We start from the raw sequence: 14,800 nt of genomic DNA on the forward strand, positions 1-14,800 counted from the left end.
CGGCAAAGTCCTCTTCTTCCGGCGTCTGAGATCACGCACCAGGGGCGACATGGCGTATTAGAAACCGCCTAGAGACATCGTCGCGGTGCCTTCCGGGCCGTCCAGGTCGATCGGACGGGAAAGGACCTCGGAGGCCGCGCGGGCCCATTCTCGCCCGAGCCACGGGCGCGGATCGGCAGGACCCTTGCTTCACGAAGGTCCGCCCGCACGCGACCCGACTGCAAGGATCAAGTTGGACAGCAAACGCGTTCTCGCCATGGTGGTCGCCTCCGCGGCGTTCACCGGCGGGACATCCACGATCGCCCTGGCCGACGCCGAGTCGCCCGGGACGGTCCACCAGCGGACCTGGACGGTCGCGGTCCAGCCCCACGTGATCCATCACGCCACGTGGACGACCAAGGCCGAGCCGAAGGCGCGGCCCGCGCTGCCCGGCAGGAACACCAACAAGCGGATCGCGCTCGACCTCGTGGTACGGAGGTCGTGGTCGCTGCGGGAGTTCCAGTGCCTGGACAGCTTGTGGACCAGGGAGAGCAACTGGAACCACCGGGCGCAGAACCCCAGTTCAGGGGCTTACGGCATTCCGCAGGCACTGCCGGCGGTGAAGATGTCGGGCGCCGGAAGCGACTGGCGGCACAATCCCGCCACCCAGATCCGCTGGGGTCTGCAGTACATCAAGGGCCGTTACGGCAAGCCGTGCGGCGCCTGGGGTCACTTCAGGTCGCACAACTGGTACTAGGCAGCCGCCGAGGGGAAGTGGCGCCTGCCGTGGAAGGGCATCCGGGCTCAGCCCCGGGTGCCCTTCCTTTCCAGGTGGACGGCGATGGCCTGGATGAGCAGGTCGAGACCGAAGTCGAACTCCTCCTCGTGGTCGCACGAGCCCAGCAGCGAGGACAGCTCGCTGACCTGGGGGAACAGCTCGGGGTCCACGTCGCTGACCGGAGGGGCGCCGGGGACGGGCGCGAAGGTCGGCGTGACTCCCACCTCACGCAGCAGCGAGCCGATCACGTAGGCGATGAACAGGCGCAGCATGCGCACCGCGTCGGCGCCGTCGAAACCCGCCTGGCGCAGCGTGGTCAGCGCCCGTTCCACGGGGAACAGCCCGGCGTTGGAGTGGAGCTGCCGGCTGACCACCAGCATGGTGGAGCGCGGGTAGTGGTGGGCGATCTGCCGGAAGGCCCTGGCCTGCATGCGCACCCTGTCGGTCCAGTGGGCGCCGGGGTCGTCGGTGAACTCGATCTGCGACAGCACCGACTCGGCGACGCCGTCGAGCAGCGAGGCCTTGTTCGGCACGTGGTTGTAGAGCGACATGACGCCGACGTTCAGGTCGGCGGCGATCCTGCGCATGGACACCGCGTCCGCGCCCTCACGCTCGATGAGGTCGATCGCGGCCGCGACGATACGCACGCGGGAGAGCGGCTCGGTGGGCATAGCTCATTCTATTGACGCACGTACACCGTACGTGCCACGCTCGAGGTATACGTACGGTGTACGTCCCCCTGGAGGCCGCATGTCGACGCACGATCTCTACACGATCCCCGCAGAGCTCTCCACGTGGAACGTGGACATGGCCGGGTCCAGCCGTTTCACCTGGGAGTACGACGACGGCAGGGACCGCATGCTCGCCCTGTACCAGAAGGGCAAGGACAAGCAGTGGGACTCGGTGAAGAGGATCGACTGGGACCTGGAGGTCGATCCGTACGACGTGCTCGGCATCCCGGACACCACCATCGCCATCCACGGCACGCCGCTGTGGGAGCGGATGGACGACAGGACCCGCGCCGAGGTGCGCAGGCACGGCGCCGCCTGGCAGTTCTCCCAGTTCCTGCACGGCGAGCAGGGCGCGATGATCTGCTCGGCGCGCATCGTGGAGTCGGTGCCCGACCTCGACTCCAAGTTCTACGCCGCCACCCAGACGATGGACGAGGCCAGGCACGCCGAGACCTACGCGCGATTCCTTCAGGAGAAGGTGGGCCTGGCCTACCCGATCAACGAGCACCTCAAGTCGCTGCTGGACTCCACCCTGACGGATTCGCGGTGGGACATGCCGTACCTGGGGATGCAGGTGCTGATCGAGGGGCTGGCGCTGGCCGCGTTCGGCGTCATGCGCGACATCACCACCAAGCCGCTGCCCAAGCAGATCCTCGCCTACGTCATGCAGGACGAGGCCAGGCACGTGGCCTTCGGCCGGATGGCGCTGCGCGACTACTACAAGAACCTGTCGGAGAGCGAGCTGCGCGAGCGCGAGGACTTCGTCATCGAGGGCTGCTACCTCATGCGCGACCGGCTGCGCGGCAGGGAGACGTGGGAGACACTCGGCCTGTCGCAGGCGGAGGTGGCCGAGGCGATGCGGGCCGTCGACGAGTCGGAGTACCTGCGGCTGTTCAGGTCACTGCTGTTCAGCAGGATCGTGCCGTGCGTGAAGGACATCGGCCTGTGGTCGCCGCGCCTGCAGCAGGCCTACGCCGACATGGGCGTGCTGGAGATGGCTGGGCAGTCGCTCGAGGCGCTCATGAAGCAGGACGAGGACATCGCCGACAGGCTCGACGCCGAACGCTTCGCCGCCGAGGAGGCCGAGCGCCACGCCGAGGTCGCCGAGACCGTCGCACTGGGCACGACCTCCTGACGCCTATCCGGCCGGGTGGACGCGGGCGATGACCTCCCTCAGCACCCGCACCAGGCCGTCGATGTCATCCGCCGTCGTGCGCCAGTTCACGATCGCGGGGCGGAGGGCGGTCATCCCCCGGTAGGTCGTCGTGCCCGCGTAGAAGCGGCCGTCGGCGATCAACTCCTCGCCGATGCGGTGGTTGAGGTCGTTCAGCTCGCCCTCGGGCACGCCCGGCGGCGCGTAGCGGAAGCAGACCACGCAGAGCGTCACGGGGGCCAGCAGCTCCAGGTCGGGCGCCTTCTCCACGGCCTCTCCCAGGCGCAGGGCCAGGTCGTGATGGCGCTCGACGAGCTGCCGGTAGCCCTGCCTGCCGTAGGCCCGCAGGGTCGCCCAGATCGGGAAGGCCCGCGCCCTGCGGGAGGACTCCGGGCCGAGGTTGTTGTAGTTGACGTCGGAGGGCAGGTAGTGGGCGCCCCACGCGCCGAACGCCCTGAACATCAGGTCCTGGTCGTGGACGAAGGCGAAGCCGCTCTCGTAGGGGACGTTCAGCCACTTGTGGCCGTCGGCGGCGACGGAGTGGGCGCGTTCGACGCCCGCCACGAGGTGGCGCAGGCGCGGTGAGGCCGCGGCGAACAGCCCGAACGCACCGTCCACGTGCAGCCACGCGCCGTACCGCTCGGCGAGGTCGGCCAGGGCGGCGATGGGGTCGAAGTCGCCGGTGTTGACCTCGCCCGCGTTGCCGACGATCACCGCGGGCCCGTCGAGCGCGGCCAGCTCCCGTTCCATGGCGGCCAGGTCGACACGGCCGGCGTCGTCGCGCGCGCACACCGTCACGCCGTCGCGGCCCACGCCGAGGATCTGCAGCGCCTTGCGGCTGCTGGGATGGATGTAGCCGCCGGCCAGCACCGGCATCCGCGGCAGCCCGGCCAGCCCTTGCGAGACGATGTCGGCGCCGTGCCGTTCGCCCCACCACTGCCGCGCGCAGGCCAGCCCGGTCAGGTTGGCGAACGTCGCGCTCGGCGTCAGCACTCCCCCGTACGGCTCCGGCAGCCCGCACAGATCCTTCAACCACGCCAGCACCACCTTCTCCGCCCGCGCCGCCAGCGGCGAGGTCAGGTGCAGCCCGCCGGCCTGGTCGAGCAGCGAGGTCACCCAGTCGCCCGCCTGCGCCGCGGGGGTGGCGCCGCCGACGACGAAGTGGAAGAAACGCGGGCCCGAGGTCTGTGTCGACGCCCTGGTGCCCACGGCGAGCAGTTCCTCGACGGCCGCCAGCGTCCCCTCGCCCCTGTCGGGGAGGGGACCGTCGAGGAGGTCCATGAGGTGGTCGGCGGCGTGGTCGTGGACCGGGCGGTCGGTCAAGGTGCCGAGGAAGGGGCCGGCGGCGCGGGCGACGAGGTCCAGGGCCGCGGGAGCGGCGTCCCGCTCGAACAGTGGATCATGCATAGCCGGATTCTGCATGACGGATCACCTCAGCGGCAGGCGCAGGACGAGCCGTGCGCCCCCGCGGCCGTTGTCGGCGACCACCAGGCTGCCGCCGTGGGCGACGGCGATGTCGCGGGCGATGGGCAGGCCGAGGCCGGTGCCGCCGATGTCGCGCGAGCGGGCGCTGTCCAGCCTGGTGAAGCGCCGGAAGACGGCCTCGCGCTGGTCGGCGGGGATGCCGGGGCCGTCGTCGCTCACCTCGACGACGGCGTCGCGGCCGTCGCGGGCCACGGTGACGTGGACGGCGCTCTCGCCGTACCTGTCGGCGTTCGACAGCAGGTTGGTCAGCAGCCTGTCCAGCCGCAGCCGGTTGCCGCGCACCATCAGGCCCGGCTCGACAGAGGTGGTGAACGGCAGGCGGGAGGGCCGCCTGCCGACCTCGTCGGTCACCAGCTTGCCCAGGTCGAGCAGCTCGTCGGGCGGGCGCACGCCCGCGTCGAGGCGCGCCAGGAGCAGCAGGTCCTGCACGATGGCCGACAGCCGCCGGGCGTCACCGAGCGCCTCGCCCAGGGTCCTGTCGGCGTCCTCTCCCTCGGGCCTGCCCTCCAGCCGGACCAGCATCGCCGTCAGCGGCGTGCGAAGCTCGTGGGAGGCGTCGGAGACGAAGCGGCGGTGCCGGCCGACCGCGTCCTCCAGCCGCTGCAGCGTGTCGTTGACGGTGATGGCCAGCTCGGCCACCTCGTCGCCGGTCCCGGGCACCGCGATGCGGTCGCTCAGGTCGGTGGCGCTGATCTGCTCCAGACCCGACCTGATGCGCTCGACGGGCGCCAGGACCCTGCCGACGCCGACCCAGGTGGCCCAGGCCATGAGCGCGAGCAGGACGGCGGCGGCAAGAGAGAGGACCCCGGCGATCAGCGGGACGTCCAGGGCGATCGACTCCCTGACCGCCGCGTAGGCGATGACCGGGCCGTAGGGGGTGGACCGGTTGGAGGTGCCGACGACGATGAGGCACCGCTGCTCGCCACCGCACACCCGCGTCTGCACCCGGGAGTCGCCCGCCGCGGGACGCGCGGTGGTCAGCGGCGGCCGTCCCCGCAGCGCTTCGCCGGCCGCCACCACCCTGCCGTCCGCGTCCACGACCTGCAGGAGCGCCACGCCGTGCTGCGGCGGGATCGGGCCGTGGACGGGCTCGTCGTCGACCAGCAGGGTGACCTGCCTGCTGGCCTGGTCGGCGCGGTCGACCAGCTGGGCGCGCACCCGGCCGGGAAGGGCCAGGGCCAGGCAGAGTGCCACGACTCCGGCGAGCAGGACGACGCCGAAGCCGACCACGGTGGCGGCCGTCATGCGGGCCCTGATCGAGCGCGGGCGCAAACTGCCGAGGTGCACACTTCCACGGTCACCGACCGGCCATCAGGTGCGGGTCTCGGTGTGGCATGGAGACCGTCGCGCGCGGGTCAAGGCCGCGAAAGCGCGGATAGCGTGACCTCGTGGTGCATGTTCTCCTCATCGAGGACGACGCGGCGATCAGGACGGCGCTGAGCAGGGCGCTGACCGAGCGCGGCCACGCGGTCTCCTCCAGCCCCACGGCCATGGGCGGGCTGCACCAGGTGATGGGCAGCCGCCCCGACGTCGTGGTCCTCGATCTGGGCCTGCCCGACGTCGACGGCTGCGAACTGCTGCGGATGCTGCGGGCGGTCAGCGCCACCCCGGTCGTGGTGGCCTCGGCCAGGGACGCCGAGTCGGAGATCGTCAAGGCGCTCAACGCGGGCGCCGACGACTACGTGATCAAACCGTTCGGCGCCGAGCAGCTGGAGGCGAGGATCAGGGCGGTGCTGCGCCGAGGGGGCGCGCCCGCCGAGGAGTATCAGGGCATCGAGGTGGGCGGGCTCCGCGTGGACGTGGGGGCGCGCGAGGCGACGCTCGACGGCGTGCCGCTGGAGCTGAGCCCGAGGGAGTTCGACCTGCTGCACTACCTGGCCGCCCGGCGCGCCGCGGGCGTCGCCGCGCCCCGGGTGGCCACCGGGTGATACGGGCGCGCATGCGGGTGAGAGTCTCAGCGATGGAGAGACGGACGGGCGGCCCGCTTGAATACCGGCATGCGAATCGTCCTGGGTCTCTCCGCGCTGGCGACCGGCCTGGTCGCCGGCACGTACTACGGTTTCTCGATCGCGGTCATGCCCGGCCTCGCGGCCGCCGGCGACCGTACCTTCGTCGCCGTCATGAACCACATCAACGCCGCCATCATCAACCCCGCCTTCCTCGCGCCCTTCCTGGCCGGCCTGGTCCTGCCCATCTGGGCACTGATCCGTCACCGCCGCGCCAGACCTGCCGCGCTCTGGATACTGGCGGGGCTGGCCCTCTACCTGGTCGGTTTCGTGACGACCTCGGCCGTCAACGTCCCGCTCAACGACGCCCTCGCCGCGGGAACCCTCACGAGAGCGCAGTTCGAGGGCCCGTGGGTGGCATGGAACCTGGTCAGGGCCGTCCTGTCGACCGCCGCGACGGCCTGCCTCGTGCGCGCGATGCTGGAGCCCCAACTCACGAAAACGGCTTGATCCCGGGGCTTAACCTAGAGGAGATGCCTCCCGATACGAAGATTCCCAGCCGTCCCCTGCTCTCTTCCAACTCGCTGTGGCGCATGCGGTCCTACCTGCGCCCCTTCGTCGGCAAGCTGGTCTTCATCTGGCTCGTCGCCATCCTCGGCATAGCCGCCAGCATCACCTTCCCCCTGGTGGGCAAGGAGGTGATCGACGCCGGGCAGACCGCGGACCTGCTCCCGCTGGGCCTGCTGGCGGTCGGCGTCGGCGTCGCCGAGGCCCTGATGATCTTCCTGCGCCGCTGGACGCAGACCGGTCCCGTGCTCGGCCTCGAGACCAGGATCCGCGACGACCTCTACCAGCATCTGCAGCGCCTGCCGATGGCCTTCCACAACGAGTGGCAGTCGGGCCAGCTGCTCTCGCGCGCCACGACGGACCTGTCGACCATCCGCCGCTTCCTCGGCTTCGGCATGCTCTTCCTGGTCATGAACGTCATCCAGCTCACCACGGTGACGATCGTGCTGCTGAACATGTACTGGCCGCTCGGGCTGCTGGTGGCGGCCTCGGCCGTGCCCATCGTCTGGGTGTCGCTGCGCTTCGAGAAGAAGTACATCACGATCTCCCGCCAGGTCCAGGACGAGCAGGGCGACCTCGCCACGCTCGTCGAGGAGTCGGCGATCGGAATCCGCACGATCAAGGCATTCGGCCGCCGGCACCACGTCTTCGACACCTTCGACGAGTCCGCGCGCAAGGTCCACGCGACCTCGCTCGAGAAGGTCGGCCTGTCGGCGCGCTTCTTCACCTTCCTCGAGGTGATCCCCAACCTCACGCTGGCCCTGGTCCTGTTATTGGGCGCGCTCGCGGTGGGGTCCGGCTCGCTCTCGCCGGGCTCGCTGGTGGCGTTCACCACGCTGGTGCTGCAGCTGGTCTGGCCGATCGCGAGCCTCGGCTACATCCTGGCGATGGCGCAGGAGTCGATGACCTCGGCCGACCGCGTCCTTGAGGTCATGGACACCGTCCCCGCGATCCAGGACGGCACCGAGACGATCGAGCACCCGCGCGGCCACCTGCGGCTGGAGGGCGTCGGCTTCCGCTTCCCCGGCGCCGACCGCCCGGTGCTCCACGACGTCCGGCTCGACGTACGGCCGGGCGAGACGGTGGCCGTCGTGGGCGCCACGGGTTCGGGCAAGACGACGCTCACCGCGCTGGTCCCCCGGCTGATCGACGTCACCTCGGGACGGGTCACCATCGACGGCCACGACGTGCGCGACCTGAAGCTGAGCTCGCTGAGGGAGGTGGTGGCCACCGCGTTCGAGGAGCCCACGCTGTTCTCGATGAGCGTGCGCGAGAACCTCACGCTCGGCAACCGCGACGCCTCCGACGAGGAGGTGCGCGAGGCGCTCGAGGTGGCGCAGGCGACGTTTGTCCACGACCTGCCGTGGGGCCTCGACACCCGTATCGGCGAGCAGGGCATGTCGCTGTCGGGAGGGCAGCGGCAGCGCCTTGCTCTGGCCAGAGCCGTGCTGTCCAAGCCGAAGATCCTCGTCCTCGACGACACGCTGTCGGCGCTCGACGTGGAGACCGAGGCGCTGGTGGAGGAGGCGCTGCGCCACGTGCTGCGCGAGGCGACCGGCATCGTGATCGCGCACCGCGCCTCGACGGTGCTGCTGGCCGACAAGGTGGCGCTGCTGCGTGACGGCACGATCACCCACGTCGGCAGGCACCAGGCCCTGCTGGCCGAGGTGCCCGAGTACCGCTCGCTGCTGGCCCAGGACGCCGACCTGTCCGAGGAAGGAGCCCTGCGTTGACGGCCACCACCGACTGGCGGGGCGTCGCCTCGGAGAACAAGGACGACCTGCCGGAGAAGGTCTCCCTGCTGCTGCGCACCCGCTCGCGCGCCCTGCTGGGCGACCTGCTGAGGCCGCACCGCAGGCCGATCGCGCTGCTGACCGCGATCATCATCTGCTCCAGCGGCGCGGGCCTGGCCATCCCCTACCTGGTGAAGGTCGGCATCGACTCGGGCATCCCGCCGATGCTGCGCGGAGAGGGTTCGGTCACGCTGCTGACGGTGGTCGGGGTCATCCTGGCCGCCGCCGTCACCCAGGCGCTGACCAGGCAGGTCTTCCTCAACCTGTCCGGCCGGATCGGCCAGGACATCCTGCTGGAGCTGCGCCGCAGGGTCTTCGACCACTTCCAGCGGCTGTCGCTCTCCTTCCACGAGAAGTACACCTCCGGCCGGGTCATCTCCCGGCTCACCTCCGACATCGAGGCGATCGCCGAGCTGCTGCAGTCGGGCTTCGACGGCCTGGTCACCGCGGTGCTGACGATGTTCGGCACGGCGGCGCTGCTGCTGATCCTCGACGTGCACCTGGGCCTGGTGGCGCTGGTGCCGCTGCCGCTCCTGCTGCTGTTCACCCGGTGGTTCCGCCGCCAGTCGGCGATCACCTACCGGCGCACCAGGGAGACGGTGGCGCTGGTCATCGTGCACTTCGTGGAGTCGATGACCGGCATCAAGGCCGTCCAGGCCTTCCGCCGCGAGCCGCGCAACCAGGAGATCTTCGGCCGGCTCAACGCCGACTACCGTGACGCCAACGCCCGTGCGATGCAGCTGATCGCGGTGTTCATGCCGGGCATCAAGCTCATCGGCAACCTCACGATCGCCGGTGTGCTGATCTACGGCGGCTGGCTGGCCTTCCACGACGAGGTCACCGTCGGCGTGCTGGCCGCCTTCCTGCTCTACCTGCGCCAGTTCTACGAGCCCATGCAGGAGATCAGCCAGTTCTACAACACCCTGCAGTCGGCGGGCGCGGCGCTGGAGAAGCTGTCGGGCGTGCTGGAGGAGGAACCGTCGGTTCCCGAGCCGCCGAAGGGCGCACCGCTGGCGGCGGCGCGCGGGCAGGTCCGCTTCGAGGCCGCCGCGTTCTCGTACGTGCCGGAGATGCCCGTCATGCCGTCCCTCGATCTGACGGTTCCCGCCGGTCAGACCGTGGCGCTGGTCGGCGCGACGGGCGCGGGCAAGACGACCCTGGCCAAGCTGATCTCCCGCTTCTACGACCCGACGGCGGGGCGGGTGCTGCTGGACGGGGTCGACCTGCGCGAGTTGGACGAGACCACCCTGCGCAAGGCCGTGGTGATGGTGACGCAGGAGAACTTCCTGTTCTCCGGCACGGTCGCGGACAACATCCGGTTCGGCCGGCCCGAGGCCTCCACCAAGGAGGTCGTCGACGCGGCCAAGGCCATCGGCGCGCACGAGTTCGTCTCGGGGCTGCCCGACGGCTACGACACCGAGGTCGGCAAGCGCGGCGGCCGGATGTCGGCGGGCCAGCGCCAGCTGGTGGCCTTCGCCCGTGCCTTCCTCGCCGACCCGGCGGTGCTCATCCTCGACGAGGCCACCTCGTCGCTGGACGTGCCCAGCGAGCGGATGGTGCAGCGGGCCCTGCGCACCATCCTGGCCGACCGGACCGCGCTCATCATCGCGCACCGCCTGTCGACGGTGGAGATCGCCGACAGGGTGCTGGTGATGGAGCGCGGCAGGATCGTCGAGGACGGCCCGCCCGAGGCGCTCATCGCCTCCGCGGGCCGCTTCGCCGGCCTGCACCAGGCCTGGCTCGACAGCCTGGCCTGAGACCTCCCCGGGCGCGGCGCCCGCCGGCGCCGCGCCCGGGGAGCGGGTCCTACATGATCGCCGCGCGCCAGGTGAACTTCAGCGGCGTCTCCACGGCGCCCTCACGCGGGGTGGGCACCGGCGCTTCCGGGTGTCTGGCCAGGTACCCGGCGGGGAAGGTCGTGATCTGCACCGCCCCGCACTTGGGGCAGCTCTTGTCGGAGTTGGCGGGCTGGACGGGCACGCCCGCTCGCAGCCACACCTCGACTTCGTTGCCGTGGTCGTCGGTGACGTGTCTGACGGTGTACTCCTCCTGCCAGACATGCCAGCAGCACTGGCACTCGAACGGCCACGTCTCCCGCGCGTCATAGTCTTCACGCACGCGGATCACCTCCGAGCTGGTCTTCTTCGAGTGTCCGCCTCCTCCTGCCGTCCTCGCAACCCGTTGACGAGGCCGGCAGGGCCCCGCAGGGTTCCGAGGCGAGGAGGACGTCGACGAGCCGGCCGTGCCCGCCTACGCCGCGCTGGGCGATCTAGAGGTGGGCCAGGCCCATGGTGACGACGAAGCACACCGAGCCGGCCACCACGCAGAGGGTGCCGATCCAGGCGACCAGCGCGTCGGCGCGGCCGTCGAGCGGGTCGCCGTTGTGCAGGGCGCGCTGGACCTGGCGGAAGCGGGCGCCGGTGCGCGCCAGCAGGATGCCGCCGCACAGCGCGGCCAGCGCGAAGCCCGCCACGAACAGCGGCCCGAGCCCGACGCGGGCGGCCAGTCCCGCCGCGCCGAGGCCCCCCGTGGACAGGGCGACGGCGGTGCGCACCCAGGCCAGGCGGGTCCGCTCGCTCTGCAGCCCGGGGTCCCAGATCTCGGCCGACATGCTCAGGCCATCAGGATGAGGACGAGCGCGACGACGGCGACCGCGGCCACGCCGTACCCGAAGACGGCGGCCAGGGCGGGCGGCGGCAGCGGCGACTGGTTGCGCAGCGCGCGCTGGATGTTGCGCCAGCGCGGGTAGGCCATGCCGGCGGCCAGCGCCGCCAGCAGGACCAGCAGGACGGACAGCGCGGTACGCGCCCACGGCACGAAGACGTCGTCGGAGACCGCGGCCATCGCCACGCCGCCCGCGCACAGCGCGAGCGACGTGCTCAGCCAGGTCAGGAAGGTCCTCTCGTTGGCGAGGGTGAAGCGGGGGTCGGGCTCGGTGCCGTTCATGGGACCACGCTAAATCGGCCCCATTTCCCCTCGACAAGCCGGGATAGGCGATCCTGTTGTCATGCTCATGGCGGAGATCGCGACCCGGTTCCTCGGCTGCCTCACCACCGAGCAGTGGCAGGCGGCCACCTACGCGTTCGGCGACCCGCTACGCCTGCGCTGGACCTACGTGCCCGCGCCCAGGCCAGGGGTCTCGCTGCTCGGGTTGAACGGCGAGGCGCGCAAGGCGGCGCACCGGCTGCTGGCCACGGCGCTGTCGCGGCACGCCTTCGCGCAGGTTGTGACGATCATGGCGCTGGAGGAGGTGCTCGACCTCGACGAGCAGGGACGGCGGGGCCGCCACAGCGACGACTACCATCTGGCCGTCTTCGGCAGCCCCGGCGCCGACCACTGGGGCTGGCGCTTCGAGGGGCACCACGTGTCGGTCACGGCGACGGTCGCGGGCGGCCGGGTGGAGGTCGCGCCGCTGTTCCTCGGCGCCAACCCCCATGCCGTCCGGTACGGCGACGCGGCCGTGGTCCGGCCGCTGCCGCTGGAGGAGGACCTGGCCAGGGCGTTGGTGACGGCGCTGCCCGCCGCGTTGCGCGAGCAGGCGGTCGTCGCGGAGGTCGCGCCGTCCGACATCCTGACCGGCACGTCGGCGGTCACCTCGACGCTGGAGCCGCTGGGGGTGCCGGGCGGCGCGCTCGCCACCGCCCCCCGCGACCTGCTGGCCCGCCTGCTCGACGTCTACCTGGACCGCCTGGCGCCCTCGCTGCGCGGCACGCACGACCCTGCCGCCTTCTCCTTCGCCTGGGCGGGACCGCTGTCGCCGGGCGCCGGCCACTACTACCGGCTGCAGGGTCCTGGCCTGCTGATCGAGTACGACAACACGCAGAACGCCGCCAACCACGCGCACACCGTCATCCGGCGGCCCGGCGCCGACTTCGGCGCCGAACTGCTGGCCGCCCACCTGGCCGGCGAGCACTAACTGCAGGCTTCCTTCAGCTTGGTGAGGTAGGCCGCGGTGTCGTTGCCGACCTTCTGGACGGCGTCGACCGCCTCGTTGACGTTGTTGACGTCGAGCCGGCGCAGGGAGGCGGCCAGGTCGTCGGTGGCCTGCTTGAGCGTGGTGTTGGCGGCCTTGTCGGCCACGTCGCCGAGCTTCTGCGCGGCGTTGTCGAGCTCCTTCTCCATCGCGGCGGGATCGTCGACCAGGCCGCTGATCTTGGCGACGGTCTCGGAGACGATCTTGGGGGCCTCCAGGCAGGCCTGGGCCTTGTCGACCGTCGCGTTGATCTCGCTGCACCCGCTGGCGAAGACGACCGCGGCGAAAGCGGCAAGGGGCAGGAACCTGCTGGACACGAGTCGCATACCTCGACCCTAGCCAACGGTCGTGCCCCTTGCGGTGATCACGACAGTGTCGAAGCAGGGGCCGTCCGTCACGTGGTCCCGGCAGCGCGTCCCGCATGGCCTGGCGACCGGGGTGTCGACGCCGAACGGCCTGCCCGGCGACGACCGCCACCCGCCGATCAACAGGTGCGGCCGAATTGGCCGCGTGCACTGGTCCTAAGCTTCTTGCCATGGCAATTTGCGACCATCTTCTCAGCGCCGACGACCCGCAGCCGCGCACCCCGGACGGCTGCGAGGAGTGCCTGACCATCGGATCACCGTGGGTGCACCTGCGGCGCTGCCTGGAGTGCGGCCACATCGGCTGCTGTGACTCCTCGCCCAACAAGCACGCCAGCGCCCACTTCCGGCAGTCCGGTCACCCGGTGATGCAGTCCTTCGAGCCGGGCGAGGACTGGCGGTGGTGCTTCCTCGACAACAAGATGGGCTAGCGCTCCAGGATCGCCTCTTCGAAGTCGAGCTCGGCCGTCACGCGCCGGAGCACCTCGTCGTCGAGCCGCCGCTCGTCGCGGAGCCGTACGAACACCTCTCGCTCCGCGGCGAGCATCTCTCTGCGCAGCCGCCGGTAGAGGCGGCTCGGCGTCTCGCTGCCGCCGTAGCCGGTGCCGCCGCCCAGCCGCTCCCACGCGTTGAGCGCCCGGCGCTCGGACTTGGCGCGCAGCATGTCGATGACCTCGGCGTGGATCTCGTTGGTCTCCTCGTCCCTGAGGATCTCCTCCAGCCTGGCCAGGCCCGCCTCGACCGCAGCCTGCTGGGCCGCGGCCTCCGACAGGTTGTCCTCGTACGCCTCGCGCTCGCTGGAGACGCGCAGCTTCTTGATCAGCGCGGGGAAGGTCAGCCCCTGCACGAGCAGGGTGAGGATCACCGTGCTGAAGGTGAGGAACAGCAGCAGGTCGCGCTCGGGGAAGTCGGCGGGGATGGCGAAGGCCGCGGCCAGCGACACCACGCCGCGCATGCCCGCCCAGCCGACCACCGTGAGGTTCTGCCACGGCGGTTTGGGCGTGCTCCTGCTCCGCAGCAACGGCAGATAGGTGGCCGGGAACACCCAGACGAACCTGGCCAGCACGGTCACCGCGAAGACGGCCACGACGTAGCCGGCGACCTCCCAGACGCCGCGTCCGGCCAGGCCGCTCAGCACCGGCACCAACTGCAGGCCGATCAGCGCGAAGACGATCGACTCCAGCATGAAGTCGACGACCTTCCACACCGCGTCGAGCACCAGGCGGGTGCCCGCGCCCGTGCGGTGCATCCGATGGCCGAGGTAGAGGCCGACGATCACCACCGCGATCACGCCCGACGTGTGCACCGACTCCGCGCCCAGGTAGGTGCCGAACGGGATCAGCAGCATCACCGTGTTCTCGACCAGCGGGTCGCGCGCCCGTTCCACGAACCATCCGGACACCACGGCGACGACCAGGCCGATCAGCACGCCGCCGACCGCCGTGTAGAGGAACTCGCCGAAGCCCTCCAGCAGGCTGAGGCCGTGACCCACCGCGGCGCCGATCGCCACCCGGTAAACCGTCAGCGCGGTGGCGTCGTTGAACAGGCTCTCGCCGATGAGGATCGTCAGGGCCCGGCGCGGCAGGCCGAGCCGCCGTCCCACCGCGACCGCGGCGACGGCGTCGGGCGGCGCCACGATCGCCCCCAGCGCGAAGGCGGCGGCCAGCGGCAGGTCGGGCAGCATCAGATGGACGACACCGCCGACGGCCAGCGTGGTGAACAGCACCAGGCCGACCGACAGCAGGCCGATCGCCCGCGTGTTCTCGCGCAGGCTGAGATACGAGCTGTCCAGCGCGGCCGAGTAGAGCAGCGGCGGCAGGAACACGTAGAGGATGAGATCGGCGTCCAGGCCGAAGGAGGGCACCAGCGGGGAGACCGCCAGGCCCACCAGCACCAGCAGCAGCGGCGCCGGCCAGCCGCGCCGCCTGGCCACCCACGCGACCATGATCGAGCCGCTGGCCAACAGCAGCCAGTACAGACCCGTTGACGCGTCCACGAGCCCCCCTGTTGCCGAGAAACGGGCGTATCAGACC

16 protein-coding genes are annotated in these 14,800 nt (G+C 71.0%); 8 read left to right on the top strand and 8 right to left on the bottom strand.

Annotated features, from left to right (window positions below):
• Positions 1 to 232: 232 nt before the first annotated feature.
• A complete protein-coding gene (locus ABZX22_RS10815) occupies positions 233 to 736 on the top strand; it encodes a lytic transglycosylase domain-containing protein (protein WP_354907435.1) in 504 nt (167 codons plus the stop codon).
• Between the two features lie 47 nt (positions 737 to 783).
• Here ABZX22_RS10815 and ABZX22_RS10820 read toward each other — a convergent pair whose 3' ends face one another.
• Positions 784 to 1,428: a TetR/AcrR family transcriptional regulator C-terminal domain-containing protein gene (locus ABZX22_RS10820; RefSeq protein WP_354907436.1), complete on the bottom strand. Its 645-nt coding sequence runs from the start codon at positions 1,426 to 1,428 to the stop codon at positions 784 to 786.
• A gap of 79 nt (positions 1,429 to 1,507) precedes the next feature.
• On the opposite strand from ABZX22_RS10820, the gene ABZX22_RS10825 reads away from it, so the two are divergent.
• Complete coding sequence (locus ABZX22_RS10825; protein ID WP_354907437.1) at positions 1,508 to 2,623, top strand: ferritin-like domain-containing protein; 1,116 nt, start codon at positions 1,508 to 1,510, stop codon at positions 2,621 to 2,623.
• A gap of 3 nt (positions 2,624 to 2,626) precedes the next feature.
• Here ABZX22_RS10825 and ABZX22_RS10830 read toward each other — a convergent pair whose 3' ends face one another.
• Positions 2,627 to 4,048 (bottom strand): pyridoxal-dependent decarboxylase, encoded by a 1,422-nt coding sequence (locus ABZX22_RS10830; protein WP_354907438.1) that lies wholly within the window; start codon positions 4,046 to 4,048, stop codon positions 2,627 to 2,629.
• A gap of 21 nt (positions 4,049 to 4,069) precedes the next feature.
• The gene (locus tag ABZX22_RS10835) at positions 4,070 to 5,413 is read right to left on the bottom strand and encodes a HAMP domain-containing sensor histidine kinase (protein WP_354907439.1); all 1,344 of its coding nucleotides are present in this window, start codon (positions 5,411 to 5,413) and stop codon (positions 4,070 to 4,072) included.
• Positions 5,414 to 5,514: 101 nt separating this feature from the next.
• On the opposite strand from ABZX22_RS10835, the gene ABZX22_RS10840 reads away from it, so the two are divergent.
• From ABZX22_RS10840 to ABZX22_RS10855, 4 genes are all read left to right on the top strand, one after another.
• Positions 5,515 to 6,054: a response regulator transcription factor gene (locus ABZX22_RS10840; RefSeq protein WP_354907440.1), complete on the top strand. Its 540-nt coding sequence runs from the start codon at positions 5,515 to 5,517 to the stop codon at positions 6,052 to 6,054.
• Positions 6,055 to 6,123: 69 nt separating this feature from the next.
• On the top strand, positions 6,124 to 6,582 hold the full coding sequence (locus ABZX22_RS10845; RefSeq protein WP_354907441.1) for an anthrone oxygenase family protein: 459 nt from the start codon (positions 6,124 to 6,126) through the stop codon (positions 6,580 to 6,582).
• Between the two features lie 23 nt (positions 6,583 to 6,605).
• Positions 6,606 to 8,372 (top strand): ABC transporter ATP-binding protein, encoded by a 1,767-nt coding sequence (locus ABZX22_RS10850; protein ID WP_354907442.1) that lies wholly within the window; start codon positions 6,606 to 6,608, stop codon positions 8,370 to 8,372.
• Complete coding sequence (locus tag ABZX22_RS10855) at positions 8,369 to 10,189, top strand: ABC transporter ATP-binding protein (RefSeq protein WP_354907443.1); 1,821 nt, start codon at positions 8,369 to 8,371, stop codon at positions 10,187 to 10,189. Before ABZX22_RS10850 ends, ABZX22_RS10855 begins: the two co-directional genes overlap by 4 nt.
• A 49-nt stretch (positions 10,190 to 10,238) precedes the next feature.
• Here the strand turns inward: ABZX22_RS10855 and ABZX22_RS10860 are convergent, their stop codons facing one another.
• The 3 genes from ABZX22_RS10860 to ABZX22_RS10870 form a co-directional block, all read right to left on the bottom strand.
• Positions 10,239 to 10,550 carry a hypothetical protein gene (locus ABZX22_RS10860; RefSeq protein ID WP_354907444.1) on the bottom strand — a complete coding sequence of 104 codons (312 nt, stop codon included), beginning with the start codon at positions 10,548 to 10,550 and terminating at the stop codon, positions 10,239 to 10,241.
• Positions 10,551 to 10,701: 151 nt separating this feature from the next.
• A complete protein-coding gene (locus ABZX22_RS10865; protein WP_354907445.1) occupies positions 10,702 to 11,043 on the bottom strand; it encodes a DUF202 domain-containing protein in 342 nt (113 codons plus the stop codon).
• Between the two features lie 2 nt (positions 11,044 to 11,045).
• Positions 11,046 to 11,378, bottom strand: coding sequence for a DUF202 domain-containing protein (locus ABZX22_RS10870; RefSeq protein WP_354907446.1), 333 nt, complete (start codon positions 11,376 to 11,378; stop codon positions 11,046 to 11,048).
• Positions 11,379 to 11,439: 61 nt separating this feature from the next.
• Between ABZX22_RS10870 and ABZX22_RS10875 the strand changes: the two genes are divergently transcribed.
• The gene (locus ABZX22_RS10875; RefSeq protein WP_354907447.1) at positions 11,440 to 12,348 is read left to right on the top strand and encodes a DUF3500 domain-containing protein; all 909 of its coding nucleotides are present in this window, start codon (positions 11,440 to 11,442) and stop codon (positions 12,346 to 12,348) included.
• On the opposite strand, the gene ABZX22_RS10880 is transcribed toward ABZX22_RS10875, so the two are convergent.
• Positions 12,345 to 12,731 (bottom strand): hypothetical protein, encoded by a 387-nt coding sequence (locus tag ABZX22_RS10880; RefSeq protein WP_354907448.1) that lies wholly within the window; start codon positions 12,729 to 12,731, stop codon positions 12,345 to 12,347. The two genes, ABZX22_RS10875 and ABZX22_RS10880, sit on opposite strands and share 4 nt — an antisense overlap.
• A gap of 209 nt (positions 12,732 to 12,940) precedes the next feature.
• Here ABZX22_RS10880 and ABZX22_RS10885 point away from each other — a divergent pair, with 209 nt between their 5' ends.
• Complete coding sequence (locus ABZX22_RS10885) at positions 12,941 to 13,198, top strand: UBP-type zinc finger domain-containing protein (RefSeq protein ID WP_354907449.1); 258 nt, start codon at positions 12,941 to 12,943, stop codon at positions 13,196 to 13,198.
• Here ABZX22_RS10885 and ABZX22_RS10890 read toward each other — a convergent pair.
• Positions 13,195 to 14,763, bottom strand: coding sequence for a Na+/H+ antiporter (locus ABZX22_RS10890; RefSeq protein WP_354907450.1), 1,569 nt, complete (start codon positions 14,761 to 14,763; stop codon positions 13,195 to 13,197). The two genes, ABZX22_RS10885 and ABZX22_RS10890, sit on opposite strands and share 4 nt — an antisense overlap.
• Between the last annotated feature and the right edge of the window lie 37 nt (positions 14,764 to 14,800).

Source organism: Nonomuraea sp. NPDC003804 (assembly GCF_040610675.1).
GTDB lineage: Bacteria > Actinomycetota > Actinomycetes > Streptosporangiales > Streptosporangiaceae > Nonomuraea.